Below are 26435 nucleotides of genomic sequence, written 5' to 3' on the forward strand. Positions count from 1 at the left end.
TCAGCCTGTTAATCAGCCACCACAGCGCGGTAGTGCGGTACGGAAGGACGGTTCCGGTGACGGAGGCAGCAGAGCTTCCCCAGGCGCCAGAAGAAGCTCGGACGGTGTTCGGTGAGTTCTTCCCCGAGGCTGTCAGGTACGCGGAGCTGCTCGCGGATGCGGGAGTCAAGCGTGGTCTGATCGGCCCTCGTGAAGTGCCGCGACTGTGGGAGCGGCACCTGCTGAACTGTGCGGTGCTCTCCGAGGTGGTTCCGGAAGGCGTCACGGTGTGCGATGTCGGCTCCGGTGCCGGCCTGCCCGGGATTCCACTGGCTCTCGTTCGCCCGGATCTCAAGATCACGCTGCTTGAGCCGTTGCTGCGACGGACGAACTTCCTCCAGGAGGTCGTCGAGCTGCTGGGGCTGGACCATGTCACGGTGGTACGCGGACGGGCCGAGGAAATGCTCGACAAGCTGCCGCCCGTACATGTCGTCACGGCACGTGCGGTGGCGCCGCTGGACCGGCTGGCAGGGTGGGGCGTTCCGCTGCTGCGCCCTTACGGGGAGATGCTGGCCCTCAAGGGCGACACCGCACAGGAAGAGCTCCATGGTGCCCGTGCGGCCCTGAGCAAGCTCGGGGTCGTGGAGACCTCCGTGGTCCAGGTCGGTCAGGGGATCGTCGATCCGTTGTCCACAGTGGTGCGGGTCGAGGTCGGGGAGAGCCCTGGTGGTGTGCGGTTCGCGGCCAAGCGGGCCAAGGCCGCGAGGGCGGGGCGCACTCGCCGCCGTCGTTGATCCCGGCGCATTCCCTTGCCTGCCGGCTGTCGGCCTGCGTCCCCGTACGTACGCATTTCGGAGTGTCGTAACGATGTGACCGTGCGGCGTGTGCATCGTGTTTCACGTGAAACGTCGCTCACTGCTGCAGGGAATCATCAGCCGCGGCCGTGCGGCCGCTACGCCGCGCGACCGCAAGCCCCTCTCAAGGGTCACGGAGTTGTCCACAGAGGTGGAATTCTCCACAGAACCACCGGCCTCGCTGGTTCACGACCCCGAAAGCATGGCAGGCTCTGTTCATCGCGAGCCTGAAGTCGAGGAGAGTGAATCCTTGCGGTCCGACGCCAACATCGCGGGACCGATGACCGATCCGGTCCCTGGTCCCCGTACCGAGTCCACGGGGGAGGATGTTTCACGTGAAACACCTCCGCCGATGGATGACACTCCCATTGGTCGTGCTGCCCAACTGGCGGTGGAGGCTCTGGGTCGTGCCGGTGAGGGCCTCCCCCGACCTGAGCAGACCCGCGTCATCGTCGTCGCCAACCAGAAGGGTGGAGTGGGCAAGACCACCACAACGGTCAATCTTGCCGCTTCGCTCGCGCTGCACGGCGCGCGCGTTCTGGTGATCGACCTCGATCCCCAGGGCAATGCCTCCACGGCCTTGGGGATCGACCACCACGCCGAAGTGCCATCCATCTACGACGTCCTCGTGGAGAGCAAGCCGCTCTCTGAAGTGGTCCAGCCGGTTCCTGACGTCGAAGGCCTCTTCTGTGCCCCAGCCACCATCGATCTCGCCGGTGCGGAGATCGAGCTGGTGTCCCTGGTGGCACGGGAGAGCCGGCTGCAGAGAGCGATCCAGGCGTATGAGCAGCCGCTGGACTACATCCTCATCGACTGTCCGCCGTCGCTGGGTCTGCTGACCGTCAATGCACTCGTCGCCGGTGCCGAGGTGCTGATCCCGATCCAGTGCGAGTACTACGCGCTGGAGGGTCTCGGCCAGCTCCTGCGGAACGTCGACCTGGTGCGCGGTCACCTCAACCCCACGCTGCATGTGTCGACGATCCTGCTCACCATGTATGACGGTCGCACCAGGCTCGCCTCACAGGTCGCCGACGAGGTGCGCAGCCACTTCGGGGATGAGGTCCTGCGGACCAGCATTCCGCGGTCCGTGCGTATCTCCGAGGCGCCGAGCTACGGGCAGACGGTGCTCACATACGACCCGGGCTCCAGTGGCTCGCTGTCGTATCTTGAGGCTGCCCGTGAGATCGCTCTGCGCGGTGTCGGGGTTCACTACGAGGCCCGGCCCGCGCATGTGGCCGGCCAGAACAGTCAGCAGAGTATGCCGAAGGGGATCCAGTGAGCGAGCGACGTAGAGGTCTGGGGCGTGGGCTCGGTGCACTGATCCCAGCCGCTCCGCAGGAGAGGCCGGGGCCTTCCGAAGGGGCAGGTTCGTCCTCCTCGGGTGCGGCTCCGGTTCTGACGACGGAACGAGGCGTGGCGGCGGCGAAGCTTGCCACGCTTCCCTCGGCGCCCATGGCTCCCGAGCAGCGTGCGGCCGAACCGGACACGGAAGACTTCACCGAGCCCGTGTCGCCTGCCGGTGCGCACTTCGCCGAGGTGCCGCTGGACTCGATCACCCCGAACCCTCGCCAGCCGCGTGAGGTGTTCGACGAGGACGCGCTCGCCGAGCTGGTCACCTCCATCAAGGAGGTCGGGCTCCTCCAGCCTGTCGTTGTACGGCAACTGGCGCCTGAGCGGTACGAGCTCATCATGGGCGAGCGTCGCTGGCGTGCTTGCCGTGAGGCGGGCCTGGAGCGCATCCCGGCGATTGTGCGTGCTACGGACGACGAGAAGCTTCTGCTGGACGCCCTTCTGGAGAACCTCCACCGGGCCCAGCTGAATCCACTGGAAGAGGCGGCCGCCTACGACCAGTTGCTCAAGGACTTCAAGTGCACACATGACCAGTTGGCCGACCGCATCGGACGCTCACGTCCGCAGGTCTCCAACACGCTGCGTCTGCTGCGCCTCTCGCCTCCAGTTCAGCGCCGGGTCGCCGCGGGCGTGCTGTCCGCGGGGCATGCCAGGGCGCTGCTCTCTGTGGAGGACTCGGAGGAGCAGGACCGGCTGGCACACCGGATCGTCGCCGAGGGACTCTCGGTGCGAGCCGTCGAAGAGATCGTGACTCTGATGGGTTCGCGGCCCACGAACGCGCCCAGGGCGAAGGGCCCACGGGCGGGCGCCCGGCTGTCGCCGGCACTCACCGATCTTGCGTCGCGGCTCTCCGACCGGTTCGAGACCCGGGTGAAGGTCGACCTGGGTCAGAAGAAGGGCAAGATCGTTGTCGAGTTCGCCTCGATAGAGGATCTCGACCGCATTCTCGGCAGTCTCGCTCCGGGTGAGGGGCGAGTCATGGAGAAGGCGCTCTCCGAAGAAGGCGCGGAGGACGACGAGGCCTGAGGTCTCGCGCACTCATCAGGGCGGATCGTGTCCGGCAGACGGCGGACACGCTCCGCCCTTTGCCGTCTCACGGTAGGCGTGTCCTCGCTGGGTGGATACGATGCGTTCTGGTATGGCGCATCCACCTTGACCCATCTCAGAGGAAGGCGAGCCATGCGACCGGTGAGCCGCGGCCACCTACTTACAGCCGGCCTGAGCATTGGCGCAGTCGGCGGATTCATCGGCAGCCTGCTTCGGGAACGGAGCGCGCTGTCCGCTGCTCTTGGCGCGGCAGTCGAAGGAAGCGAGGAACAGCCTTCATGGGCCGTCGGCTCGTACCGCTCACACTGGACAACCTTTCAGACCTCCCTAAGCGCTGCCGAGCCTGTGTCTTCTGGGAGCTTGATCCAGTCAGCGGAGAAGCAGCAGTAAAGGCGGGAAGACCCGAGCTGGAGAAGGAGGCCTGGATCTCCGCCGTCCTGCTCGAGTGGGGATCGTGTGGCCGCGTCGTCTATGTCGACGAAGTCCCGGTCGGATTCGTGCTCTACGCCCCGCCCGCGTATGTACCGCGCTCCACGGCCTTTCCGACGAGCCCTGTCTCACCGGATGCCGTGCAGCTGATGACTGCCTGGATCACACCGGGGTACCAGGGGCAGGGACTGGGACGCGTCATGGTGCAGACCGTCGCCAAGGACTTGCTTCGGCGCGGCTTCAAGGCGATCGAGGCGTTCGGAGACGCCCGCTGGTCCGAGCCGGCCTGCGTCCTTCCTGCAGACCATCTCCTGGCGGTCGGCTTCAAGACGGTCCGCCCGCATCCCACGCATCCCAGGCTGCGGCTGGAACTACGCACCACGCTCTCCTGGAAGGAAGACGTGGAGCTGGCGCTGGACCGGCTTCTGGGAGCCGTACAGAAGGAACCCGCGCTTCGGCCTCTCTGATCGATCCCAGTTAACGGCGTCCAGAGACACCGAATGGGCCGACCCCAAGGGGTCGGCCCATTCATGTTTCACGTGAAACGAGGTGCTTCAGGCCTTGGCGACCTCATCGCCGATGAAGGCGTCGAGCTCGCGGACGAGCATGGCCTTCGGCTTGGCGCCGACGATGGTCTGGGCGACCTCGCCGTCCTGGTAGACGTTCAGCGTCGGGATGGACATGACGCCGTACTTGGCAGCCGTGGCGGGGTTCTCGTCGATGTTGAGCTTGACGACCTCGAGCTTGTCGCCGTGCTCCGCAGCGATGGCCTCCAGCGACGGGGCGATCTGGCGGCACGGACCGCACCACTCGGCCCAGAAGTCCACGAGCACAGGCTTGTCGCTCTTCAGGACGTCCTCTTCGAAGGTCGCGTCGGTCACTGTCTTGAGGGCCACGGTGGCCTCCTTCACTTGTGGGGTGTGGGGTGATGGGTCTGGGTGAGTCAGACGGTCGCCGCCGCGGCCTTCTCCTCGTCGGCGAGAGCCGCCAGGAAGCGCTCGGCGTCCAGAGCGGCGGAGCAGCCGGTGCCGGCCGCGGTGATGGCCTGCCGGTAGGTGTGGTCGACCACGTCACCGGCGCCGAAAACGCCCGTGAGGTTCGTGCGCGTGGACGGAGCGTCCACTTGCAGGTAACCCTCCCCGTCGAGCTCCAGCTGTCCCTTGAAGAGCTCGGTGCGCGGGTCGTGGCCGACGGCGATGAACAGGCCGGTCGCGGGCAGCTCGGAGGTTGCACCGGTCTTCGTGTTGCGCAGAGTCAGCCCGGAGAGCTTCTGGTCGCCGTGGATCTCTGCGACCTCGCTGTCCCAGGCGAACTTGATCTTCGGGTCGGCGAAGGCGCGCTCCTGCATCGCCTTGGAGGCGCGGAGGCTGTCGCGGCGGTGGACGATCGTGACGGACTTGGCGAAGCGGGAGAGGAAAGTCGCCTCTTCCATCGCGGTGTCGCCGCCGCCGACAACGGCGATGTCCTGGTCCTTGAAGAAGAAGCCGTCACAGGTGGCGCACCAGGAAACTCCGCGCCCGGAGAGGGTGTCCTCGTTCGGAAGGCCGAGCTTCCGGTGCTGGGAGCCCGTCGTGACGATCACGGCCTTGGCGTGGTGCACGGTACCGGCGGTGTCCGTGACGGTCTTGATGTCACCGGTCAGATCCACGGCGATGACATCGTCCGGGACGAGCTCGGCGCCGAAGCGCTCGGCCTGCGCCCGCATGTTGTCCATCAGGTCCGGCCCCATGATGCCGTCACGGAAACCGGGGAAGTTCTCCACCTCGGTGGTGTTCATCAGTGCACCGCCGGCGGTGACGGCGCCTTCGAACACCAGCGGCTGCAGCGACGCACGCGCGGTGTACAGCGCAGCGGTGTAGCCGGCCGGCCCGGAGCCGATGATGATCACATTACGGACGTCGCTCACGGGTTTCTTCCTCGTCTCTGCGGACTGCCTACTGCCTACTGGGGCGTCAACGTCTCTCACCCCACCCAACGGATCCTACGGGGCATGCATTCCCGTGGTGTCCGAGCGGCACGGAGGCGGTTTCAGCGGCGAGAATAGGTCCGCGTGAGCAACAGCTCGCCCTTGCCTGCCGGTGCCGTGTCGACGCAGGTGGCAGCCACGACGTAGGCCTGGACCTGAGAGGCGTCGCGGGTGTGCGGCAACACGATGAGATAGGCCCGAGTGCCGTCGTATGTTCCTTGCTCGACAGCCAGCGCCGGGTCGACGCGGCCGGTGCCTGCCTGGACACACGCCGGCACTGCAGCGTCCGACGAGCGCAGGGGGGTGTTCGGAGTGGACTCGGTTCCGACGGAGGAGTCCTTCTCCAGACGAGGGGCGGGCTTCGTTCCGCCCGGCGAGGTGTCCTTCTCCGTCGCTCGGGTACCCAGGAGCGACTGCACCTGTGCCTGAAGCGTGTCCTGCGAGAAGTCGGAGGACGCATTTGCCGCGCTGACGTCACCGGCGGTCTTCTCAGCGCTGCTGCCTCCGGTGCCCATGGACTGGAACAGCAGAACGCTCAGTCCGACGGCCGCAGTGCCGAAGGCGGCAGTCAGCACAGTGACGCGGCGACGCCTACGGGCCGAATGGCTGCGCCCTGGGCCGGTGGTCGCACGGGGACGTCCTGCGGGGCGATCGGCGGGCACGGTCTCGGGGCGCTTCGGCGAAGACGCTGTTTCACGTGAAACATCCGCCGGAGTGTCATCCGGGACAGTGGCGTTCAGCAAGGCCTCGGCGGCCAGCGCCGCGTCGATGCGGCCGGCGATGTCGGCCGGCATCCGCTGAGGGCCGGGCAGGGTGCCGAGCAGACCCCGGATTTCCTCCAGCGAGGCACGGACATCGGCGCACAGCTCGCAGCCGTCGAGATGCCGCCTCACGGCCGCCTGTCGAGTGGGTGAGAGGAGTCCCTCGGTGAGATCAGCGATCTCGGAAACGTCCGGGTGCTGAGCCGTGCCGGTCGTGGAGGTCACGCGCGCCCACCTCCGCCCTTCACAGCAGCAGGATCACTCGGTCCTGCATCCTTTAGTCCCGTCGCCGGTGGGACGGATGTCCCTGGCGTCCGGTTCCTTCCCCTCGCGAGGCCTCCGTTATCCCTGGTGTCACCGCGCTTCCCGGTGTCTCCGCGCAGATGTGTGAGCAGCGGAAGCAATCGGGCCCGGCCACGTGCGCAGCGGCTCTTCACGGTTCCCGTGGGGATGTCGAGCACACGAGCAGCCTCGGCCACCGGATAGCCCTGCATATCGACCAGCACCAGGGCCGCCCGTTGATCGGCGGGCAATGTCGCCAGTGCGGCCAGAAGCTCTCGGTGGAGGTCCTGGCGCTCCGCGGGCGCCTCGGCGGATTCATGGGGCTCGAGGAGTTGCTCCAGCCGCTCGGTGTCGTCGACGGGTGAGGTCTTGCGGGAAGCCGCCTTGCGGGCACGGTCGAGACAGGCATTGACCGTGATGCGGTGGAGCCAGGTCGTCACGGCGGACTGGCCCCGGAAGGTGTGGGCGGCCCGGAAAGCAGAGACCAGTGCGTCCTGCACCGCGTCCGCGGCCTCCTCCCGGTCCCCCAGCGTGCGCAGCGCCACGGCCCAGAGCCGATCGCGGTGGCGCCGCACGAGCTCACCGAAGGCATCCGGGTCCCCGGCGACATGGCGATCCAGGAGTTCCTGGTCGCTCGCGTCGCCAAGTGTGGCGTTGTCCAACGGTGAGCCCCCTCCCCACTTCTCGCTGATGTCAGCCGGTGAACTTCACGTCCGTGATGCCCTGCTTGTAGCCCTCGGAGCTGAAGTCGTCCTGCGGTGCGTGCGGTACGGCGGTCATCCACAGCAGGACGTACCGGCTCTTCACCGGCTCCTTGGCCGTGAGCTTCAGTGCTGTGCCGCTGGTCTGACCAGTGGTGATCTTCTTCATGGAATCGACAGGACCGGACGGTGCCAGCGAATCCACCGCGTAGAGCGTGACGGTGGTGTGGTCGCCTCCATAGCGGAGCCCTATCGAAGCAGCGGTGACGTCCCGCTCGCCACCGAGGTCGTAGACGATTCCGACGCCCTGCTTGTACGGGGCGAGCTCGGGTCCCTCGAAGTACTTCTTGGTGCGCCAGTACGAGGAGCCGTCGTTGTCGTGGGTATTGCCGACGTTCTCCGGGCTCTGCGGCTTGCCGTCCGGGGCGTACTCCTGAGCCCCCTGGACGGTCAGAGGCAGCGGTGCCTTCGACTTGTCGTCCTGGTCCTCGTCCGTCGTCCGGCTGTTCCCGGGATCAACAGCGGGCGGGTCACGGTCGAGGAGCTTGTCGGCGATCTGCCAGCTGCCGAGCCCCAGCGCGGCGATGAGGAGAGCGGACACCGTCCATTTGAGGAGCCTCCCGGTGCGGCTCTCCAGCGGCGCCGGCGGGGACGCCACGGGCTGGGTGGCGGGCCCGCCGGGGTGAGCCGAGGGGCGGCCGTAGGTCCCCTGCTGGTACGTGGTGCGCTGATACTCCGGCGGAGCGGTGAAAGCCGGCTCCGGCGGTCGGATCCGGGGCATGGCCGCGACTGCCTTGGCCAGCTCGTCCGGGGTGGTGCAGGGAAGTTCCTGCCGGGATGCCGTGGCCCCGTCGTTGACCAGGGCGCGCATGGCGAGCTCGGACAGCCCGCGGTGGACTCCTGCCCGCACCTGGTCGGGGGCGATGAGTCCGACGCCCTTGGGGAGTCCGGAGAGGCCGTACGCGTCGTTCTCGTACGGCCAGCGGTGAGTCAGCGCGGCGTACAGCAGGGCGCCGATCGCCTCGGTGTCCGTGCGCTGTGGACGGTCGGCACTGATGCCCCGCAGTGCGGCGTTCACTGCGAGCCCGCGGATCCGGTACTGCCCGGTGGAGCTGCGGAGCACGGAGCTCGGCGTGAGCCGCAGATGGGCGAGGCCTTCCCGATGCGCCGCGGCCATGGCCTGGGAGATCTGGCTGACGAGCTGGTAGGCGTCGTGAGCCTCCATCGGCCCTGCGGCGAGCAGTGCCGTGAGTTCGGTGGCGTCCGGCAGCCACTCGTGGACGACGTAGACGAATTCGTCCTCCTCGACGGCGTCCAGGACCTGCACGAAGCGGGGGTCGCCGAGGAGAGCCGCGGATCGGGCCGCGGCGAGTACGGATCGTGCTCTGGGATGGTCGCCGGGCAGGATATGAACGCCGACCGCCCGGCGCAGTTTCTCGTCGACAGCACGCCAACTGCTGAACCCGTCCAAACGGGTGACGCACTCCTCGAGTCGGTAGCGTCTGGCGAGCTTGTGCCCGCTGTGCAGTTCGGGCGTGATGATGGTGGGCTGCTCACGGCTCTTCCGTTCGCCGCCCTTGTCCTGAGCGTTCTTCTCCGCCGTGTCGTCGTCGGCTTGCGCCACCCCGTCGGTCGCGGCCTTGTCCGCCTCGGCGGCCAGCGGGTCATCGCCGCTGTTGTCGGCCACGTCGACGGCAGCCGTGCTACGTTCCGCCACCGTCGTTCCCTGCCTCCCCATCCGTTGCGCCATATCCAACAGCCATGCCAATTGTGCCCACAGTCCGCTGCTATGCACGACACACGGTGGCGGACGATGGTTGTGCGGGGCCGGGCGTCTCTAGCGTCCGAGCCGGCCGCGCACCATGCCGACCAGGGCGTTGAGTTCCTCGATTCTCATCTTCCTCGCCGCGACGAAGAAGACTCCGAGCAGTACCACCCCGCCCGCCAGAAGCGCGACGAGTGAACCGAGTGCGCCCTCGCCGAGGGTCTTCAGCAAGAAGTAGCCCACCGCACCGCCCGCCACGGCCGCCGGGACGGACGCGAGGCACAGCCGGGCGTAGGTGCGGATCACATGGGAGCCGTCGAGATCCCCGCCCAGCCGGTTCCGCAGCCTGCGCCAGGCGACGCCGACGCCGACGGCGTAGGCGAGGCCGTACGAGGCGGCCATGCCGACCACTGCCCACTGGGCGGGCAGGAGGACGTAGCAGGCGGCTGAGGCGGCGGCATTCACGGCGGCCACGATGACCGTGTTGTAGAACGGCGTACGCGTGTCCTCGTAGGCGTAGAAGCCACGGAGGACGACGTACTGCACCGAGTAGGGGATCAGGCCGAGGCCGAACGCCATGAGGATGAAGCCCATGGACCGGGCGGCCTCGGTGCCGGCGGACGCGTACAGCAGGGTGCACATCGGCACGCCCAGCGCCAGGAAGGTGAAGGCGACCGGGACGATCGCGACCGCTGAGTTGCGAAGTCCCTGGGAGATGTCGTCGCGGACCGCTCCGGGGTCGTCGTCGTGTGCGGCACGGGAGATGCGCGGCAGCAGAGCGGCCATGACCGACACCGTGATGATGGCCTGCGGCATGCCCCAGATGAGCTGTGCGTTGGAGTACGCGAGGAAGCCGGCCCCGTCCTTGCCCGACGCCGCACCGGCGGCGGTCGAGAGCTGGGTGACCACGATCACGCCGGCCTGGTTGGCCAGTACGAACAGCACGGTCCACTTGGCGAGCCTGACGGTCTTGCCGAGCCCTTGGCCCTTCCAGTCGAAACGGGGGCGGAATCGGAAGCCCGTCTCACGGAGGTAGGGGATCATCGCCAGGGCCTGGACGACCAGGCCCAGCAACGTACCGATGGCCAGCAGCCGCACGCCCTCCGGCGGGATGGTCTGCACGGTCATCTGGGAGTCCGCGGAGGTGCCGTAGACCCAGATGAAGAGCCCGAAGGTGAAGATGATGACGATGTTGTTGAGGACCGGGGTCCACATCATCGCGCCGAACTTGCCGCGGGCGTTGAGGATCTGGCCCATGACCACATGCACGCCCATGAAGAAGATCGTGGGAAGGCAGTAGCGGGCGAAGGTGACGGCGACGTTGTTCGCCGACGGGTTGTCGGCGATCGTCGGTGACATCGCCTCGATCAGCAGGGGTGCCCCGAAGACGGCGAGGACGACGATCGCGCCGAGCGCGACCATGACGAGGGTCAGCAGCCGGTTGGCATAGGCCTCGCCGCCGTCCTCGTCGTTCTTCATGGCGCGGACGAGCTGCGGTACGAAGACCGAGTTCAGGCCGCCGCCCACCGTGAGGATGTAGATCATCGTCGGCAGGGTGAGGGCGATGGTGTAGGCGTCACCGAGCAGGGCGGCACCGAGCGCACCGGTGATCACCAGGCTGCGGACGAAGCCGGTGAGACGCGACACCAGCGTTCCGGCGGCCATTATGGCGCTGGACTTCAGCAGCCCCGAAGCCCGGCCGCCCGCCTTCTTGGGCGCACTCGCGGGCGCGGGTGCGGGCGACGGTGCGGGTACCCGTGCCGACGCCGGATCGGGCTCCGGCGCCGACCCCGTCACGGGCCGCCCCGGGGCCTGCTGGTCCCGGTAGAGGTGGGCGAACGCGTCCGGCTCCGGATTGTCGTCGCCTGCCCTGGTCATCAGATCGTCGACACCGGTGAACTGCACCGTCCCGGCGTCGTCCCCGTACGGCAGACGGCGCGAGGGACCGTCCGGCTCGGGAGGCGGGGTCTGGGCCCAGATCCGGGGGTCCGGGGCGTGCTGCTGGACGGGCGGCTGCTGATAGAGCGGCTGTGGCCGCTGGTAGCTGCCCGGCGGCGGCGGAGGATGCGCGGCACGGTCGTAGAGCGCCTCCGACACCGGATCCTGCGCAGAGAGGTCCTGCGACCGGTAGGGATCGTGGTCGAAGGCGTCCTGCATGTACGGGTCAGCGGCAGCCTCGGGCAGTGGAGCCCGCACCTGGCCGGCGGCCGGTGGCTCCGTCTGCTGTGGGCGGTGCGAGGGGTACGGAGCGCCCGGGGAGGGCGCGGTGTCGTCCGCGCCCTGCCCTCGGTCACCGTCGTACGGCGCGTTCATGGTTACCCCACCTCATCGTCCGGCCGGCCGGCCACGACATCGCTCAACGGTCCACTTTCTCACCAGCACCCGACGGCTCGGCGCTTTCCGGTCCGGTGTCCGGTGTCGGGTCACTCGGCTGCTCCGGAGCATCTTGCACCAGACTGTCGTCGCTCTCATCAGCCGCTTCATCGCCCGCGGCCGCCATGCGGGCCGCCGCGCGCTTGCGCTGGGTATACATCCTGATGCCTGCGAGGACGAGCAGCAGTACGCCCCCGGCAATGACAAGCATCACGGTCGGGGTGATCTCGGAAGCCTTGACCGTGAAGGTCATCGGGCCGCCGTAGAGCTTGCCGTCCTCCGTGTAGAGCTGCGCCGTCACCTGGACCGGACCGTTGGCATTGGCCGCGGCCGAGAACTTCACCGACTGGCTGTGCCCACCGGCGATCTTGATCGGCTGTTCCGCGATCACACTGCCGTCGTCCAGCTTGAGGCGAGTGGGGTTCGAGGACTTCAGCCGGAGGACGAGATTGTCGACCTCCTGGACCAGCTTGTTCTGCACCGTGACCGGGATCGTGGCACTGCGGCCCGACAGGGTCAGGGCCGACTTCTGGATCAGCCGAACTTCGGTGGTGAGGCCTTCCAGATAACTCTGCACACCGTCGCGGTACCGGGCGGCCGGAGCCGCCTTGCCGCGCCAGGACGTGGACATCTCCCGGTTGATCGCATTGCCGAACGGCGTCACGACCCGGTCCGGGGACGTGAGGATGACCTTGAAGTTGTCGAGGGACTCCTGAGTGGACTTGATGTCCTCGAAGGTCCCCACGGGCAGCTCGCGGGCCCTGAGCTTCTTCGGGTACTGGGCGGAAGACGGCACCCGGGTCGTGGCGTCGGGGTCGGGCTTGGCCGACGCGGCCGCGATCAGGTCCAGCGGCTGGGTCCAGCGCTGGCCGGAGAGCCCGTCCAGTGCCTTCGCCATCGACTGGGCCTGGCCCGCCGTCGGCATCCGCTGGGGAGCGACCACGATGCTGCGCTGCGCGTCCGGTGCCTGAAGCGTGAGGGCCAGCGACTGGGCCAGGAACTTCTGGACCGCGAGCGTCGAGGTGCCCGCCTTGCTCATGTCCCCGTAGAAGGCCGTGGAGAGCCGGTCGTCCGCGACGACAGCCGTCGTACCGCCGCCGATCGGGCGCGCGGCGGACGGCGTGTACGAGACGGCTCCGGTCTCCCGGAGACTGTCGCTACGAGCGATGATCTTGTGAGCGCCGGCGGAGGTGGCCACATCGACGATCGACGGGTCGATCGCGCCGTCCACGGGCCAGGCGAAGTCGACGGACGGCGTCACATGAAGGATGGTCTCTACCGTCGTCTCGGCCACCGCCGTAGCGGGCTGCAGATGGCTGAGGGAGCCGGAGACGTCCTTGCCGCGGTGTGCGAGCGAGGCCAGATCGGGGTCCGCGAACGGCAGGGCGACGACCTTACGGTCCTGGACGGCCTTCTCGAGAGTGCTCAGCCACTTCTTGGCCACGGCCTGGTTCCGGCCCGGTGTCGTGCCGCCCTGGTCGTTCCTGATCCGGTAGTTCCGGCTCATCGCGTCGACCGTGGCGAGCAGGTCCGGGTCGATGACCCAGGTCACGGGCAGCTGACTGCCGAGGGCGACGAGCTGCTCCAGCCGACCGCCCGGTGCGAGCTCCGCGGCGAGGGCGTCGTCCTCGAAGACCGGTGTCTGCTGCTCGTCCGAGCCGGTCTCCGCGGACAGATGCGTCGTGGAGATCAGCGGCCAGAGGAAGGTGAGCTGGGTCTTCTTGCCGGCCGCTTCCGGCTGCCACGGCAGGAACGTGCGCTCGATGCCCAGTACCCGGTCGTACGGCTTGCTCGCGGTCTCCCCGGAGAGGGACACCCCGAGCTGGTAGACGCCTGCCTTGTCGAGATCGAGCTTGTTGACCGGGACGGTCAGGGTGAAGTCCGTGCTGATGCCGGACGCCAGCCGGTCGATCTTGACGCTGTACGGGTCGCCGAGCTCCTCGGGGTCACTCCCCGGCGTATGGCCGGTGCGTTTGGCGGCCTCGTCGATCTCCGGGCGTCCCGACAGTCGCGGCCCGACCCGCAGATCGACCTCTGCGTCCGTGACGGCTTCCTTGCCCTTGTTCGTCACGGTGCCCGAGATGGTGAGCGTGTCGTCTTTCACAGGGGCGCTGGGCGACAGGCCGTTCAGCGACACGTCGACGGTGCGGGAGCCGTCGGCGGCCGCCGCGGCATGCGCGGGCTGCGCCGCCGGTACAAAGAGGAGACCGGCGAGCAATGGCGTTCCCGCAAGGAGGGCGGCTGTGCGCCGCAGCCACCGGCGGGCAGGAGAATGACCCATCCCCTGAAATTGTGCCGCCTCGGCCACGTGCTCGTCCGTCCCTCGTCGTCTGTTGCCGTTGGTGGGTGTCGCTAGGTGTGTCCCCGCATGGTAACGAGGCGCGCTGTGACGAAGTGCTGGGGACTGCTCCACATGATCGGAAGCACGGCGAGGATCCGGGGAAAACGGGGAAGCTCCGGTCCCTGCGGCCACGTACCCTTTTCTGTTGTGCCGAACGCCAACGAAGACAACCTCACCGAACTGAGCCAGGTGCAGCGCCGCGCCGTGAGCGAGCTGCTGCGCGTGTCCCCGGTCGCCGACGATCTCGCTCGCCGATTCCAGCAGGCCGGGTTCAGCCTCGCGCTGGTCGGGGGCTCGGTAAGGGACGCATTGCTCGGTCGGCTCGGTAATGATCTCGATTTCACCACCGATGCCCGCCCCGAGGACGTTCTGAAGATCGTCCGGCCGTGGGCTGATTCCGTATGGGACGTCGGGATCGCGTTCGGTACGGTCGGCTGCCAGAAGGACGGCCGCGTCGGAGACGCTGTTCAGCGCTTTGAGATCGAGATCACGACGTATCGGTCCGAGGCCTATGACCGGACTTCTCGCAAGCCCGAGGTGTCCTACGGCGACTCGATCGAGGAAGACCTCGTCCGCCGTGACTTCACCGTGAACGCGATGGCTGTCGCGCTGCCGGAGAAGGAGTTCATCGACCCGCACGGAGGCCTCGAGGACCTTGCGGCACGGGTGCTGCGTACTCCTGGCACTCCTGAGGACTCGTTCTCCGACGATCCGCTGCGCATGCTGCGGGCTGCGCGTTTCGCCGCTCAGCTCGACTTCGAGGTCGCTCCTGAGGTCATCGGCGCGATGAAGGACATGGCCGACCGGATCGAGATCGTGTCGGCGGAGCGGATCCGTGACGAGTTCAACAAGCTGATCCTCTCCCCGCATCCGCGGAAGGGGCTGGCCCTGCTCGTCGACACCGGTCTTGCCGCACATTTCGTCCCCGAACTGCCGGCGCTCCGTCTGGAGAGCGATGAGCATCACCGGCACAAGGATGTGTACGAGCACTCACTGACCGTGCTGGAGCAGGCCATGGATCTGGAGGAGAACGGGCCGGACCTCGTACTGCGTCTCGCTGCACTCCTCCATGACATCGGCAAGCCGAGGACGAGGCGTTTCGAGACGGATGGCCGTGTCTCGTTCCATCATCACGAGGTGGTGGGCGCCAAGATGACCAAGAAGCGGCTGACGGCGCTCAAGTACTCGAATGACATGGTCAAGGACATCGCGCGGCTCGTGGAACTGCATCTGCGCTTCCATGGCTACGGGACCGGCGAGTGGACCGATTCCGCCGTCCGGCGCTATGTGCGGGACGCGGGCCCTCTGTTGGAACGGCTGCACAAGCTGACTCGCTCGGACTGCACCACCCGCAACAAGCGGAAGGCGAGTGCCTTGTCGCGCGCCTACGACGGTCTCGAGGAACGCATCGCCCAGCTCAAGGAGCAGGAGGAGCTGGACTCGATCCGCCCGGACCTGGACGGAAACCAGATCATGGAGATCCTGGGGGTGGGTCCTGGTCCGGTGGTCGGCAAGGCGTACGGATTCCTGCTGGAGCTGCGCCTGGAGAACGGTCCGATGGGTCACGACGACGCAGCCTCTGCCCTCAAGGAGTGGTGGGCGGCTCAGGGCTGAATCGAGAAACGGGGTCATGTTTCACGTGAAACATGACCCCGTTCCCATGAGCGGTGACGATGAATGTGCGGCGATGTTTCACGTGAAACATCGCCGACGTCAGGGGCTGACTCCCCTGCGCCGCCAATGGAGAAGGGCCGAAGCGGCGAGCCCGTACAGCACGGCGATCATGAGGACCAGCGGAGCGGAGCGTCCGTCCGCGGGCAGCATCAGTGCGGTGACGCCTGCGGCGCCGACGAAGGCGACGTTGAAGAGCATGTCGTACAGGGAGAACACCCGGCCCCGGAACGCGTCGTCAATGGATGTCTGCACGACCGTGTCCGTGGTGATCTTGGCTCCCTGTGTGATGAAGCCCAGGATGAACGCGGCGATGAGGATCGGAACCGCGGCGAAGGACAGCCCCAGGACGGGTTCGAGAACGGCTGCCACTCCGGCGCAGGTGGCCATCCAGCCGTACTGGCCGAGCCTTCCGACCGCCCAGGGAGTGACGACGGCCGCGGCGAAGAACCCCGCCCCGGATACGCCCACCGCCAGACCGAGGAGCCTCAGGCCTTCCGCCTCCGTGTCCGACCAGGCGTACCGGCAGAGCATCAGGACCATCACCGTCAGCCCGCCGTAGCAGAAGCGCAGCATCGTCATCGCGCCAAGTGCCTGGATGGCGGTGCGCCGTTCTGTCAGATGGCGCAGTCCATCCACGAGCCCGTGAGCCGTCGAGGCCAGTGCCGCGATCAGCCGTGGCTGCACCAGCTCCGGATCGGGGCCGAGCAGCTCCCGCCCCATGCTGAGCGAGGACAGAGCGGCACACAGATAGAGCGTGGCACCCAGCAGGACCACCACTGCATCCGAATCCGGGCCGACCAGTCGTACGGCGAAGGCGAGTCCGCCTCCCGCCGTGGCGGCGAGCGTGCCCGCCGTCGGGGAGAGGGAGTTGGCCATGACGAGCCGCTCATCGTCGACGACGCGAGGAAGCGCGGCGGAGAGGCCCGCGAGGATGAAGCGATTGACGGCCATGACGCACAACGCGGAGGCGTAGAAGAGCCAGTCCGGTGCCGAGCCGAGGATCAGTACGGCGGTGCCACAGGCGAGAACGGCCCGCAGTAGATTCCCGTAGAGGAAGACCTGGCGGCGTCGCCAGCGGTCCAGGAGGACGCCGGCAAAAGGGCCGATGAGTGAGTAGGGCAGAAGCAGCACCGCCATCGCGGCGGCGATCGCGCCGGGGGAGGTCTGGTTCTCCGGGGAGAAGACGACGTACGTGGCAAGTGCGACCTGGTACACCCCGTCCGCCGACTGTGAGAGCAGCCGTACGGTGAGCAGGCGGCGGAAGTTCGTCAGGCGCAGGAGTACGCGCAGATCACGTACGACAGGCATGTGCGCAAGCGTCACACACGATGAGGGTCCCCGGGCAGATGCCACGGGGACCCTCATCAGTCAGGAGCGCGCGGAACGCGCTGCCCTGTGCCGAGTCAGCGCTCGACCTCGCCCTTGATGAACTTCTCGACGTTCTCGCGGGCCTCGTCGTCGAAGTACTGGACCGGCGGGGACTTCATGAAGTAGGAGGACGCGGAGAGGATCGGGCCGCCGATGCCGCGGTCCTTGGCGATCTTCGCGGCGCGCACCGCGTCGATGATGACACCCGCGGAGTTCGGGGAGTCCCAGACCTCGAGCTTGTACTCCAGGTTCAGCGGGACGTCACCGAAGGCGCGGCCCTCCAGGCGGACGTACGCCCACTTGCGGTCGTCCAGCCAAGCCACGTAGTCGGACGGGCCGATGTGGACGTTCTTCTCGCCGAGCTCCCGGTCGGGGATCTGGGAGGTGACGGCCTGCGTCTTGGAGATCTTCTTGGACTCCAGGCGCTCGCGCTCGAGCATGTTCTTGAAGTCCATGTTGCCGCCGACGTTCAGCTGCATCGTACGGTCCAGGATGACGCCCCGGTCCTCGAACAGCTTGGCCATCACACGGTGCGTGATGGTGGCGCCGACCTGCGACTTGATGTCGTCACCGACGATCGGGACACCGGCCTCCGTGAACTTGTCGGCCCACTCCTTGGTGCCGGCGATGAACACCGGAAGGGCGTTGACGAAGGCGACCTTGGCGTCGATGGCGCACTGCGCGTAGAACTTCGCGGCGGCCTCGGAGCCCACCGGCAGGTAGCAGACGAGGACGTCGACCTGCTTGTCCTTGAGGGTCTGGACGATGTCGACCGGAGCCTCGGCGGACTCCTCGATGGTCTCGCGGTAGTACTTACCGAGGCCGTCGAGGGTGTGGCCCCGCTGGACCTTCACGTCCGTGGACGGCACGTCGCAGATCTTGATGGTGTTGTTCTCGCTGGCACCGATGGCGTCCGCGAGGTCGAGGCCGACCTTCTTCGCGTCCACATCGAAGGCGGCGACGAACTCGACGTCACGGACGTGGTAGTCGCCGAACTGGACGTGCATCAGACCCGGCACCTTGGCGGCCGGGTCGGCGTCCTTGTAGTACTCGACGCCCTGCACCAGCGAGGCGGCGCAGTTGCCCACGCCGACGATGGCTACGCGAACCGAACCCATTCCGGTTGCTCCCTGTGTGTTCTCGAGACCCTGCATGGACGCGGAGCCTCAGTTGGTGGTGTCTTCGGACGGATCCGGCGGATTGGGGCGCCCGGAAGCGCTCCCCTCGGGGGGCACTGCGCCCCGGTGCCGGGGCAGGCCGCCCGTCTCTCCAGATGTGTTGTCCTGCCGAGCGGCTTCCCCGGGTGCGGAGGATCGTCGCTGATCCCGCCCCGCCCGCTCGCTCTCGATGAGCTCGTTCAGCCAGCGCACCTCGCGCTCCACGGACTCCATTCCGTGCCGCTGCAGCTCAAGCGTGTAGTCGTCGAGGCGCTCACGTGTCCGGGCGAGGGAGGCGCGCATTTTCTCCAGGCGCTCCTCCAGCCGGCTGCGCCGGCCTTCCAGCACCCGCATCCGCACCTCGCGCTCCGTCTGTCCGAAGAAGGCGAAGCGGGCCGCGAAGTGCTCGTCCTCCCAGGTGTCGGGGCCGGTGTGGGACAGGAGCTCCTCGAAGTGCTCCTTACCTTCCGCCGTCAACCGGTACACGATCTTGGCCCGGCGCCCCGCGAGCGAGGCGGCAAGAGCGTCCTCGGGAGCGCTGCCCGGCTCCTCGATCAACCAGCCGTTGGCGACCAGCGTCTTGAGGCAGGGGTAGAGGGTCCCGTAACTGAAGGCTCGGAAGATCCCCAACGAGGTATTGAGCCGCTTGCGCAGCTCGTAGCCGTGCATCGGGGCCTCACGGAGCAGGCCGAGAACGGCGAACTCGAGGATGCCGGAACGCCGGCTCATCGGTTGCCTCCTCTGCCTTCTCTGACTCTTATGCCGTGCTGATGTATCGACTCGATACATCCAGACGATAGAACGACACTTCTGCCGCGACAAGGGGAGTCATAGTGACCGGCGTCACATCGCCAATTCGCAGTAATCAAGTTGCCTGATTTGGGGTGAATTCTTCCCCTGGGTGGTTTTTGGCCGTGCGTAGTCTGTGCGGCATGCAGACCACCGGGAACCGTGTGACACCAGGGAGCGTCCTCGTCCTGGATGCATCACGGATGAGCCCTTCGCGGGGCTGGTCCGTATTCATTTCGGGGGGACCGGATCTCAGCTGCCGCTTCCAGGCGTTCGCGCCTGCCCGAGGAGTAGTCGTTCGATGAGCGAGCACCGTCGCAAACCGCCGCAGCCCCAGGGCGGCGGACGTGCCGCGGCCCGACGCGCCGCCCAGCAGCCTTCACCTGGCCGCCGTGGCGCCCGGGGCGCAAGCACCGGCTCTCCCTCCGCCGCGTACGGGGAGGAGCGAGAGTATGGAGGTCGGGCCGAGGCCCGGCGAGCCGCCCAGCGTGGCGGTGGTCGTAGAAGGGCCGCCGAAGGAGCCGGCGCGGGCCATGGCGGCCACGGCGGCCACGGTGGTGGCCGGCGCGGTGGCGGCGGACCTGGAGGTCCGGGCCGCGGCCGGGGTGGCAACCCCGGCAAGAAGCGCCTGATCGACTATCCCCGGCACGACAAGTACGGGTGGCGGCGCTGGGTGCCGTCCTGGAAACTCGCGACCGGGCTGTGTCTCGCCTTCCTCGGCAGTCTCATGACCGCAGGGACCATCGCGTACGCGATGGTGGGGATCCCGGAGCAGGACAAGGCGGCCGCGGCCCAGAACAACGTCTACTACTACGAGGACGGGTCCCAGCTGGCCGCCACCGGTGGTGAGGTCAACCGTCAGATCATCTCGATCGGCAGCATCCCCGCCGACATGCAGAACGCGGTGATCTCGGCCGAGAACAAGACCTTCCAGAACGACAAGGGCATCGACCCGATGGGCATCGGCCGGGCCCTCTTCAACATGGCCATGGGCGAGCAGACCCAGGGCGGCTCGACCATCACGCAGCAGTACGTGAAGAACGCCATGCTGGGCGACCAGTCCCAGACCTTGAGCCGTAAGTTCAAGGAACTGTTCATCTCCATGAAGGTCGGCACGGAGATGGAGAAGCCCGAGATCATGGAGGGCTACCTCAACACCTCCTACTACGGGCGGGGCGCCTACGGGATCCAGGCCGCGGCCCGTACGTACTACGGAGTGGACGCGAAGAAGCTCAGCGCCAGCCAGTGCGCGTTCCTCGCCTCGCTCCTCAAGGGTGCGACGTACTACGACCCGGCCGGTGCGGCGGACATCGACCCCAAGGCCAACGCCACGGCCAACACGGAGCGCGCCACCAAGCGCTGGAAGTGGATCCTCGGCGAGATGCTCAAGGACGGCCACCTCGACGCCGCGGAGCACGCGGAGGCCGTCAAGAACTTCCCGATGCCCCTCAAGCCGAAGAAGAACGCGCAGCTCGGCGGCCAGACGGGTTACCTGGTCGACCTCGCCAAGGCCTACTTCATCTCCAACAACGACGGGGGCGTCACCGCCGAGGAGCTTGCCAAGGGCGGCTACGAGATCCACACGACCTTCAACAAGGCCAAGATCAAGCAGCTCGAGGATGCGGTCAAGAAGGTCCGCAAGGAGAACATCGACCCGAAGAAGCGCCCGGAGGAGGACACCCACGTCCAGTTCGGCGGCGCCTCGGTGGAGCCGAAGACGGGGAAGATCGTCGCCATCTACGGCGGCGAGGACGCGACCAAGCACTTCACCAACAACGCGAACCAGACCGGTGCCCAGGTCGGATCGACCTTCAAGCCCTTCGTCCTGGCCGCCGCGATGGAGACCGGTGTCCGGGATCCGTCACTGGGACCGGACCAGGGGCCGGACAGCCGCACCCGCGTGGATCCCAACAAGAGCAAGTACAACGGCGCCAACAAGCTCAAGATCAAGGACTACGACGGAACCACCTGGCGGAACGAGAAGGGCGAGGAGTGGCTCCAGACCAATGACGGTGGGGTGTCGTACAAGGACATCACGCTGCGCGAGGCCATGGTGGAGTCGGCCAACTCGCCCTTCGCCCAGCTGGGCATGGACGTCGGCATCGCGAACGTGCGGACGGCGGCGATGAGGGCCGGCCTGTTGAAGGACAGTCTGGTCGAGGCCGACGTCCCGTCGTTCTCGCTCGGTATCTCCGACCCCAGCGCCATCCGCATGGCGGGGGCGTACGGGACGTTCGCCGCGGAAGGCAAGCAGAACGATCCCTACTCCGTCATCAAGGTCGAGAAGGGGGGGAAGGTCATCTATGAGCACGAAGCCGCCACGGAGCAGGCCTTCTCGTCCGCCATCGCGAGCAATGTGACGGACGTGCTGGTGGATGTCGTTGAGGACGGCACCGGCAAGAACGCCAGGCTGCCCGGCCGCAAGGTCGCGGGCAAGACCGGTACCACCGACGGCAACAAGTCCGCCTGGTTCGTGGGCTACACGCCGCAGCTGTCGACCGCCATCGACATGTACCGCCTGGACGACGACGAGGGGAACAAGGACCGCAAGTTCCTGGAGATGTTCGGGACGGGTGGTCAGGAAAAGATCCACGGTGCGTCGTTCCCGTCGGAGATCTTCAAGGCCTACATGACGGCGGCACTCGAGGGCGAGGAAGCGGTTCCGTTCCCCGAGCCCGAGCCCTTGGACGCCGGGACGGTCTTCGGAGGCGGTCTGGCCACCCCGGCCCCCACGCCCTCCGACACGCCCTCTCCGACGCCGTCCCAGACGCCGTCCCAGACGCCGTCGCCGACCCCGTCCCAGTCGCCCGATCCCAGCCAGTCCTGTGACCGGTTCGACTGGACCTGTGACCCGACGGCCGGCCAGGACGTCGGCGGCGCCAATGCCGGCACCGACGCGGGCACCACCGACGGAGGGGCCACGGACGGCGGCGCCACCAACAGTCCGTCACCATCCGCGGGAGCCAACGGCACCCAAGGCAACGGCAACGACGGCGGCGGCTGGCTGGGAGGCGCCGACAGCTGACGGCTCCCCTCCTGGCAGGCCGTGACGAGGGCCGCGGTACCGGAAGACGATTCCGGCGCCGCGGCCCTCGTCGTTGTCCACAGGCCGTTGTCCACAGGACGCACGCGTCCACAGCCGCGTACGGCAGGATGTGGTCCATGCCGAGCCCAGAGAAGACGATCGTGCAGCAGGACCAGCCGCTGGTGAGTCCCACTCAGCGGGACGAGGTCGCGGCGGCCGGCAGCGAGCTGATCGGCGGCCCCATGGGCCGCTGGGCGTGGGTCGGCAGCAGCTGGCTCACGCCGGTGCGGGTGATCTCCCTGGTGGCGATCGGGATGTTCGCGCTCGGCATGGTGCAGAAGATCCCCTGCTACGACTGGGCCTGGTTCCGTGGCACCAGTTCGCAGTACACCCACGCCTGCTATTCCGACATTCCGCATCTGTTCCTGGGACGGGGCTTCGCCGACGGTCTGGTGCCGTACTTCGACCGGCTGAGCGGCGACATGGAGTACCTCGAGTACCCCGTGCTGACCGGGCTGTTCATGCAGGTGGCGGCCTGGTTGACACCGGGTGACGGCTCGATCCAGCACCGTGAGCAGATCTACTGGATGGTCAACGCGGGCATGCTGATGATCTGCACCGCGATCATCGCCGTCTGTGTCGCGCGGACGCATCGCCGCAGGCCCTGGGACGCGCTGCTGGTGGCCCTCGCGCCCGCGTTCGCCCTCACCGCCACGATCAACTGGGATCTGCTGGCGATCGCCCTCACAGCGGCGGCCATGCTGATGTGGTCGCGTGGGCGCGCTCTCGCCTTCGGCATCCTCATCGGGCTTGCCACGGCCGCCAAGCTGTATCCGGTGCTGCTGCTCGGACCACTGCTGGTGCTGTGCTGGCGGGCGGGCAGGTACCGAGAGTACGGGGCGGCCTTCCTGGGTGCGGCGGCCTCCTGGCTGATCGTGAACCTGCCGGTGATGCTGCTGGCGCCCGAGGGATGGAAGAAGTTCTACACCTTCAGCCAGGAGCGGCAGGTCGACTTCGGTTCGTTCTGGCTGATCATCACGCAGCGCACGGGCGAGTCGATCGACGTCGACACGGTCAACACCTACGCGACGCTGCTGATGCTCCTCTCGTGCGCCGGCATCGCGGCGCTCGCCCTGACCGCGCCACGCCGGCCCCGGTTCGCACAGCTCGCCTTTCTGGTCGTGGCGGCGTTCATCCTCACCAACAAGGTCTACTCGCCGCAGTACGTGCTGTGGCTGATCCCCCTCGCCGCGCTCGCCAGGCCGCGCTGGCGGGACTTCCTGATCTGGCAGGCCTGCGAGGTCATGTACTTCCTGGGCATCTGGATGTACCTCGCATACACCACGAGCGGGGACAAGCACCAGGGTCTGCCGCCGGAGGGCTACCAGCTGGCGATCGCACTGCATCTGCTGGGGACGCTCTACCTGTGCGCGGTGGTCGTCCGGGACATCCTGATGCCGGAGCGGGACCCCGTACGACAGGACGGGTCGGACGACCCCTCCGGTGGGGTCCTGGACAGGGCGCAGGACGTCTTCGTATTCGGCCAGGCGGCCCGCCCACCGCGGCACGCGGCGCACGCGGTGGAAGGGCCGAGGGTGGAGTGGGGGATGACCGGCTCAGCAGGCCACTAGACAGGCCCGGGAGCGGCCCTGGCGCGGCTGTACGGGTTCCGGCGCGATATCCCGGGCCCTCCGGGGACGGACGGTCCTAGCGGTCGACCAGGCGGTCGAACTGCGTGGTCGTGTGGCGCAGGTGCGCCACCAGCTCGTCGCCGACCTTCGGCTCCTGCGAGTCCGAGGGAACGAAGAGGATCGAGACCTGCATGTGCGGCGGCTCGGCGAACCAGCGCTGCTTGCCGGCCCAGACGAACGGGGAAAGGTTGCGGTTGACGGTGGCCAGTCCCGCGCGAGCGACGCCCTTGGCGCGCGGCATGACGCCGTGCAGAGCCTTCGGCGCCTCCAGACCGACTCCGTGGGAGGTACCGCCGGCGACGACCACCAGCCAGCCGTCCGAGGCGGCCTTCTGCTGGCGGTAGCCGAAGCGGTCGCCCTTCGCGACGCGGGTGACATCGAGGACCGAGCCGCGGTACTCGGTCGCCTCGTGGTCGCCGAGCCACAGCCGCGTTCCGATCCGCGCGCGGAAGCGGGTCTGCGGGAACTGCTGCTGCAGGCGGGCGAGTTCCTCGGCCCGCAGATGGCTCACAAACATGGTGTGCAGCGGCAGCCGGGCGGCGCGCAGGCGGTCCATCCAGCCGATGACCTCCTCGACCGCGTCGGAGCCGTCCGTACGGTCCAGGGGCAGATGGAGGGCAAAGCCTTCGAGCCGCACGTCCTCGATCGCCGCGTGCAGTTGGCCCAGGTCCTGCTCGGAGATGCCGTGCCGCTTCATGGAGCTCATGCACTCGATCACGACCCGGGCGCCGACCAGGGCGTGCACCCCGTCGACCGACGAGACCGAGCGGATGACTCTGTCCGGCAGCGGAACCGGCTCCTCACCCCTGCGGAACGGGGTGAGGACAAGAAGGTCGCCGCTGAACCAGTCCTTGATCCGGGCGGCTTCGTAGGTCGTGCCGACCGCGAGCATGTCCGAGCCGAAACGGATCGTTTCCTCGGCGAGCCGCTCATGGCCGAAGCCGTAGCCATTGCCCTTGCAGACCGGAACCAGGCCCGGGAACTGGTCGAGCACGGACTTCTGATGCGCCCGCCAGCGTGCGGTGTCGACGTAGAGGGAGAGCGCCATGGCCGTGACCCGGAACCTTTCTGGTGGCAGCGGTGTATCAGAGATATGAGCGAGGTTACGGAAAGATCAGCGCCGCGACATGTAGATGTCGAGAGCCTTGTGCAGCAGCTTGTTGAGCGGGAAGTCCCACTCGCCGACGTACTCGACGGCTTCACCGCCGGTGCCCACCTTGAACTGGATCAGGCCGAAGAGGTGGTCGGTCTCGTCGAGCGAGTCGCTGATGCCGCGCAGGTCGTAGACCGTGGCGCCCATGGCGTAGGCGTCGCGCAGCATCCGCCACTGCATCGCGTTCGAGGGCCGGACTTCGCGTCCGATGTTGTCGGAGGCGCCGTACGAGTACCAGACGTGGCCACCGACGACGAGCATGGTCGCCGCCGACAGGTTCACCCCGTTGTGCCGCGCGAAGTACAGGCGCATGCGGTTCGGGTCCTCGCTGTTCAGCACCGTCCACATGCGCTGGAAGTACGAGAGCGGGCGGGGCCGGAAGCGGTCGCGTTCGGCCGTGATCTCGTACAGCCGCTGCCACTCGGCGAGGTCGTCGTAGCCGCCCTGGACGACCTCGACGCCGGCTTTCTCGGCCTTCTTGATGTTCCGCCGCCACAGCTGGTTGAAGCCCTTGAGGACATCGTCGAGCGATCGGTTGGCCAGGGGCACCTGGTAGACGTACCGGGGCTGCACGTCACCGAAGCCGGCGCCGCCGTCCTCACCCTGCTGCCAGCCCATCTTGCGCAGCCGGTCCGCCACCTCGAAGGCGCGCGGCTCGATGTGGGTGGCTTCAACGTCGCGCAGACGCTTCACGTCCGGGTCCTGGATACCGGCCTTGATCGCCGGGGCGTCCCAGCGGCGGATCACGACGGGCGGGCCCATCTTCACGGAGAAGGCACCCTGGTGCTTCAGGTGGGCCAGCATCGGCTGCAGCCAGTCGTCCAGGTTCGGGGCGTACCAGTTGATCACCGGGCCCTCGGGCAGATACGCCAGGTAACGCTTGATCTTGGGCAGCTGGCGGTAGAGGACGAGCCCGACTCCGACGAGTTCACCGCTCTTGTCGAACCAGCCGAGGCTCTCGGAGCGCCACTCGGTCTTGACGTCCGCCCATGCCGGGACCTGGCAGTGACTCGCCGCGGGCAGGGTCTGGATGTATGCCAGATGCTGCTCTCGGCTGATGGTCCTCAGGGTCAGGCTCATGCGGGGCGCTCCTCGGCTGGTGTGTCCCCATGGGTCAGGGGCTCCGGCTCTCGCGCCGAAGCCTACTGGGCCTGGGCACCACCTTCTGGAGGGATGCCCCAGACCTCAGGCCCCGCATGGCCGTCGAAGAGCGGGCTAGTAGCCGATCAGGCCACCGAAGAGTCCGCCGTGCGCCATTCCGAGGAAGAAACCGAAGGCCGAGGCGCCGAGTCCGATGATCAGAAGGAAGCGTTCGCGGGTCGTGGCCGAGATGAACTGGCCGTACGCGCCCGTGCCGATCCCGATCAGTCCGGACCAGGAGCTGAGCAGATGGAGGTTGTCGAACTGAGCGGTCACGAAGGCCACCGCACCCAGGACCAGAGTCACGACCATCAGAGTGTCCTGGAGCGGATGCGGCTTGCCGTCCGTGGCGAGGAGAGAGCCGGTGGGGTTCGGTTGCGTCTGTGCCATGAAGAGCCTCCCTGGCATTCCCGGAAGGCGGCGCACTGTGACGCCGCCCACACCCGATGTGTACAGGGTGAGGGCACCGGAGGCCGGATTTCAACCGGAAGCGGGTCTGCGGGTAGTCTGTACGGTCTGCACCGGTGTCTGCCCAGGCCAGCAGTCGGGTCCTCGCTCGTCGAGGCCGATTGTCAGTGGCGCCTGATTTA

At 67.5% G+C, this 26435-nt stretch carries 21 protein-coding genes; 8 read left to right on the plus strand and 13 right to left on the minus strand.

Annotated elements, in window-relative coordinates; translation table 11 throughout:
* The first annotated feature begins 56 nt into the window (after positions 1 to 56).
* From rsmG to ACIQMR_RS06645, 4 genes are all read left to right on the plus strand, one after another.
* The gene (gene rsmG / locus ACIQMR_RS06630) at positions 57 to 773 is read left to right on the plus strand and encodes a 16S rRNA (guanine(527)-N(7))-methyltransferase RsmG (RefSeq protein WP_401383666.1); all 717 of its coding nucleotides are present in this window, start codon (positions 57 to 59) and stop codon (positions 771 to 773) included.
* A gap of 262 nt (positions 774 to 1035) precedes the next feature.
* A complete protein-coding gene (locus tag ACIQMR_RS06635; RefSeq protein WP_401384103.1) occupies positions 1036 to 2112 on the plus strand; it encodes a ParA family protein in 1077 nt (358 codons plus the stop codon).
* Entirely contained in the window at positions 2109 to 3209 is a 1101-nt protein-coding gene (locus ACIQMR_RS06640; RefSeq protein WP_401383668.1) for a ParB/RepB/Spo0J family partition protein, read from the plus strand. Before ACIQMR_RS06635 ends, ACIQMR_RS06640 begins: the two co-directional genes overlap by 4 nt.
* 299 nt (positions 3210 to 3508) lie before the next feature.
* Positions 3509 to 4126 (plus strand): GNAT family N-acetyltransferase, encoded by a 618-nt coding sequence (locus ACIQMR_RS06645; RefSeq protein WP_401383669.1) that lies wholly within the window; start codon positions 3509 to 3511, stop codon positions 4124 to 4126.
* A gap of 87 nt (positions 4127 to 4213) precedes the next feature.
* Here ACIQMR_RS06645 and trxA read toward each other — a convergent pair whose 3' ends face one another.
* The 7 genes from trxA to ACIQMR_RS06680 all read right to left on the minus strand — a co-directional run bounded on the left by trxA (position 4214) and on the right by ACIQMR_RS06680 (position 13815).
* The gene (trxA, locus tag ACIQMR_RS06650) at positions 4214 to 4555 is read right to left on the minus strand and encodes a thioredoxin (protein ID WP_266380297.1); all 342 of its coding nucleotides are present in this window, start codon (positions 4553 to 4555) and stop codon (positions 4214 to 4216) included.
* A gap of 47 nt (positions 4556 to 4602) precedes the next feature.
* Positions 4603 to 5565, minus strand: a complete 963-nt coding sequence (gene trxB / locus ACIQMR_RS06655; RefSeq protein ID WP_401383672.1) for a thioredoxin-disulfide reductase — start codon at positions 5563 to 5565, stop codon at positions 4603 to 4605.
* 122 nt (positions 5566 to 5687) lie between these two features.
* On the minus strand, positions 5688 to 6419 hold the full coding sequence (locus ACIQMR_RS06660; protein ID WP_401383675.1) for a hypothetical protein: 732 nt from the start codon (positions 6417 to 6419) through the stop codon (positions 5688 to 5690).
* Positions 6420 to 6607: 188 nt separating this feature from the next.
* Entirely contained in the window at positions 6608 to 7330 is a 723-nt protein-coding gene (gene sigM, locus ACIQMR_RS06665) for an RNA polymerase sigma factor SigM (protein WP_401383678.1), read from the minus strand.
* Positions 7331 to 7361: 31 nt separating this feature from the next.
* The gene (locus ACIQMR_RS06670; RefSeq protein ID WP_401383680.1) at positions 7362 to 9086 is read right to left on the minus strand and encodes a protein kinase family protein; all 1725 of its coding nucleotides are present in this window, start codon (positions 9084 to 9086) and stop codon (positions 7362 to 7364) included.
* A gap of 120 nt (positions 9087 to 9206) precedes the next feature.
* Positions 9207 to 11447 (minus strand): murein biosynthesis integral membrane protein MurJ, encoded by a 2241-nt coding sequence (gene murJ, locus ACIQMR_RS06675; protein ID WP_401383682.1) that lies wholly within the window; start codon positions 11445 to 11447, stop codon positions 9207 to 9209.
* 43 nt (positions 11448 to 11490) lie between these two features.
* Complete coding sequence (locus ACIQMR_RS06680) at positions 11491 to 13815, minus strand: DUF6049 family protein (protein WP_401383683.1); 2325 nt, start codon at positions 13813 to 13815, stop codon at positions 11491 to 11493.
* A 180-nt stretch (positions 13816 to 13995) separates the two neighbouring features.
* Here ACIQMR_RS06680 and ACIQMR_RS06685 point away from each other — a divergent pair, with 180 nt between their 5' ends.
* Positions 13996 to 15462 carry a CCA tRNA nucleotidyltransferase gene (locus ACIQMR_RS06685; protein WP_401383685.1) on the plus strand — a complete coding sequence of 489 codons (1467 nt, stop codon included), beginning with the start codon at positions 13996 to 13998 and terminating at the stop codon, positions 15460 to 15462.
* Positions 15463 to 15561: 99 nt separating this feature from the next.
* Here ACIQMR_RS06685 and ACIQMR_RS06690 read toward each other — a convergent pair whose 3' ends face one another.
* From ACIQMR_RS06690 to ACIQMR_RS06700, 3 genes are all read right to left on the minus strand, one after another.
* Complete coding sequence (locus tag ACIQMR_RS06690) at positions 15562 to 16830, minus strand: MFS transporter (protein ID WP_401383686.1); 1269 nt, start codon at positions 16828 to 16830, stop codon at positions 15562 to 15564.
* A gap of 95 nt (positions 16831 to 16925) precedes the next feature.
* Positions 16926 to 18008 carry an inositol-3-phosphate synthase gene (locus tag ACIQMR_RS06695; protein ID WP_401383689.1) on the minus strand — a complete coding sequence of 361 codons (1083 nt, stop codon included), beginning with the start codon at positions 18006 to 18008 and terminating at the stop codon, positions 16926 to 16928.
* Positions 18009 to 18056: 48 nt separating this feature from the next.
* The gene (locus ACIQMR_RS06700; RefSeq protein WP_401383691.1) at positions 18057 to 18776 is read right to left on the minus strand and encodes a helix-turn-helix transcriptional regulator; all 720 of its coding nucleotides are present in this window, start codon (positions 18774 to 18776) and stop codon (positions 18057 to 18059) included.
* A gap of 512 nt (positions 18777 to 19288) precedes the next feature.
* On the opposite strand from ACIQMR_RS06700, the gene ACIQMR_RS06705 reads away from it, so the two are divergent.
* From ACIQMR_RS06705 to ACIQMR_RS06715, 3 genes are all read left to right on the plus strand, one after another.
* A complete protein-coding gene (locus ACIQMR_RS06705; protein ID WP_401384130.1) occupies positions 19289 to 19468 on the plus strand; it encodes a hypothetical protein in 180 nt (59 codons plus the stop codon).
* Positions 19465 to 21861, plus strand: a complete 2397-nt coding sequence (locus ACIQMR_RS06710; protein WP_401384104.1) for a transglycosylase domain-containing protein — start codon at positions 19465 to 19467, stop codon at positions 21859 to 21861. Before ACIQMR_RS06705 ends, ACIQMR_RS06710 begins: the two co-directional genes overlap by 4 nt.
* 137 nt (positions 21862 to 21998) lie before the next feature.
* Positions 21999 to 23492, plus strand: a complete 1494-nt coding sequence (locus ACIQMR_RS06715) for a glycosyltransferase family 87 protein (protein WP_401383693.1) — start codon at positions 21999 to 22001, stop codon at positions 23490 to 23492.
* Positions 23493 to 23568: 76 nt separating this feature from the next.
* Here the strand turns inward: ACIQMR_RS06715 and ACIQMR_RS06720 are convergent, their stop codons facing one another.
* From ACIQMR_RS06720 to ACIQMR_RS06730, 3 genes are all read right to left on the minus strand, one after another.
* Positions 23569 to 24600: an alanine racemase gene (locus tag ACIQMR_RS06720; RefSeq protein ID WP_266380258.1), complete on the minus strand. Its 1032-nt coding sequence runs from the start codon at positions 24598 to 24600 to the stop codon at positions 23569 to 23571.
* Between the two features lie 66 nt (positions 24601 to 24666).
* Entirely contained in the window at positions 24667 to 25785 is a 1119-nt protein-coding gene (locus ACIQMR_RS06725; RefSeq protein ID WP_358665168.1) for a peptidoglycan bridge formation glycyltransferase FemA/FemB family protein, read from the minus strand.
* A gap of 135 nt (positions 25786 to 25920) precedes the next feature.
* Complete coding sequence (locus ACIQMR_RS06730; RefSeq protein WP_358665170.1) at positions 25921 to 26235, minus strand: hypothetical protein; 315 nt, start codon at positions 26233 to 26235, stop codon at positions 25921 to 25923.
* Positions 26236 to 26435: the final 200 nt, after the last annotated feature.

It is taken from the genome of Streptomyces sp. NPDC091376 (assembly GCF_044757085.1).
Taxonomy (GTDB): Bacteria; Actinomycetota; Actinomycetes; order Streptomycetales; family Streptomycetaceae; genus Streptomyces; species Streptomyces pratisoli.

Coding starts and splice junctions, on each gene's coding strand:
- ACIQMR_RS06635 (WP_401384103.1), top strand. CDS start 1,036: ATGGCAGGCTCTGTTCATCGCGAGCCTGAAGTCGAGGAGAGTGAATCC.
- ACIQMR_RS06645 (WP_401383669.1), top strand. CDS start 3,509: ATGGGCCGTCGGCTCGTACCGCTCACACTGGACAACCTTTCAGACCTC.
- ACIQMR_RS06660 (WP_401383675.1), bottom strand. CDS start 6,419: ATGCCGGCCGACATCGCCGGCCGCATCGACGCGGCGCTGGCCGCCGAG.
- murJ (WP_401383682.1), bottom strand. CDS start 11,447: ATGAACGCGCCGTACGACGGTGACCGAGGGCAGGGCGCGGACGACACC.
- ACIQMR_RS06690 (WP_401383686.1), bottom strand. CDS start 16,830: ATGCCTGTCGTACGTGATCTGCGCGTACTCCTGCGCCTGACGAACTTC.
- ACIQMR_RS06695 (WP_401383689.1), bottom strand. CDS start 18,008: ATGGGTTCGGTTCGCGTAGCCATCGTCGGCGTGGGCAACTGCGCCGCC.
- ACIQMR_RS06700 (WP_401383691.1), bottom strand. CDS start 18,776: ATGAGCCGGCGTTCCGGCATCCTCGAGTTCGCCGTTCTCGGCCTGCTC.
- ACIQMR_RS06705 (WP_401384130.1), top strand. CDS start 19,289: ATGGAGGTCGGGCCGAGGCCCGGCGAGCCGCCCAGCGTGGCGGTGGTC.
- ACIQMR_RS06715 (WP_401383693.1), top strand. CDS start 21,999: ATGCCGAGCCCAGAGAAGACGATCGTGCAGCAGGACCAGCCGCTGGTG.
- ACIQMR_RS06720 (WP_266380258.1), bottom strand. CDS start 24,600: ATGGCGCTCTCCCTCTACGTCGACACCGCACGCTGGCGGGCGCATCAG.
- ACIQMR_RS06725 (WP_358665168.1), bottom strand. CDS start 25,785: ATGAGCCTGACCCTGAGGACCATCAGCCGAGAGCAGCATCTGGCATAC.
- ACIQMR_RS06730 (WP_358665170.1), bottom strand. CDS start 26,235: ATGGCACAGACGCAACCGAACCCCACCGGCTCTCTCCTCGCCACGGAC.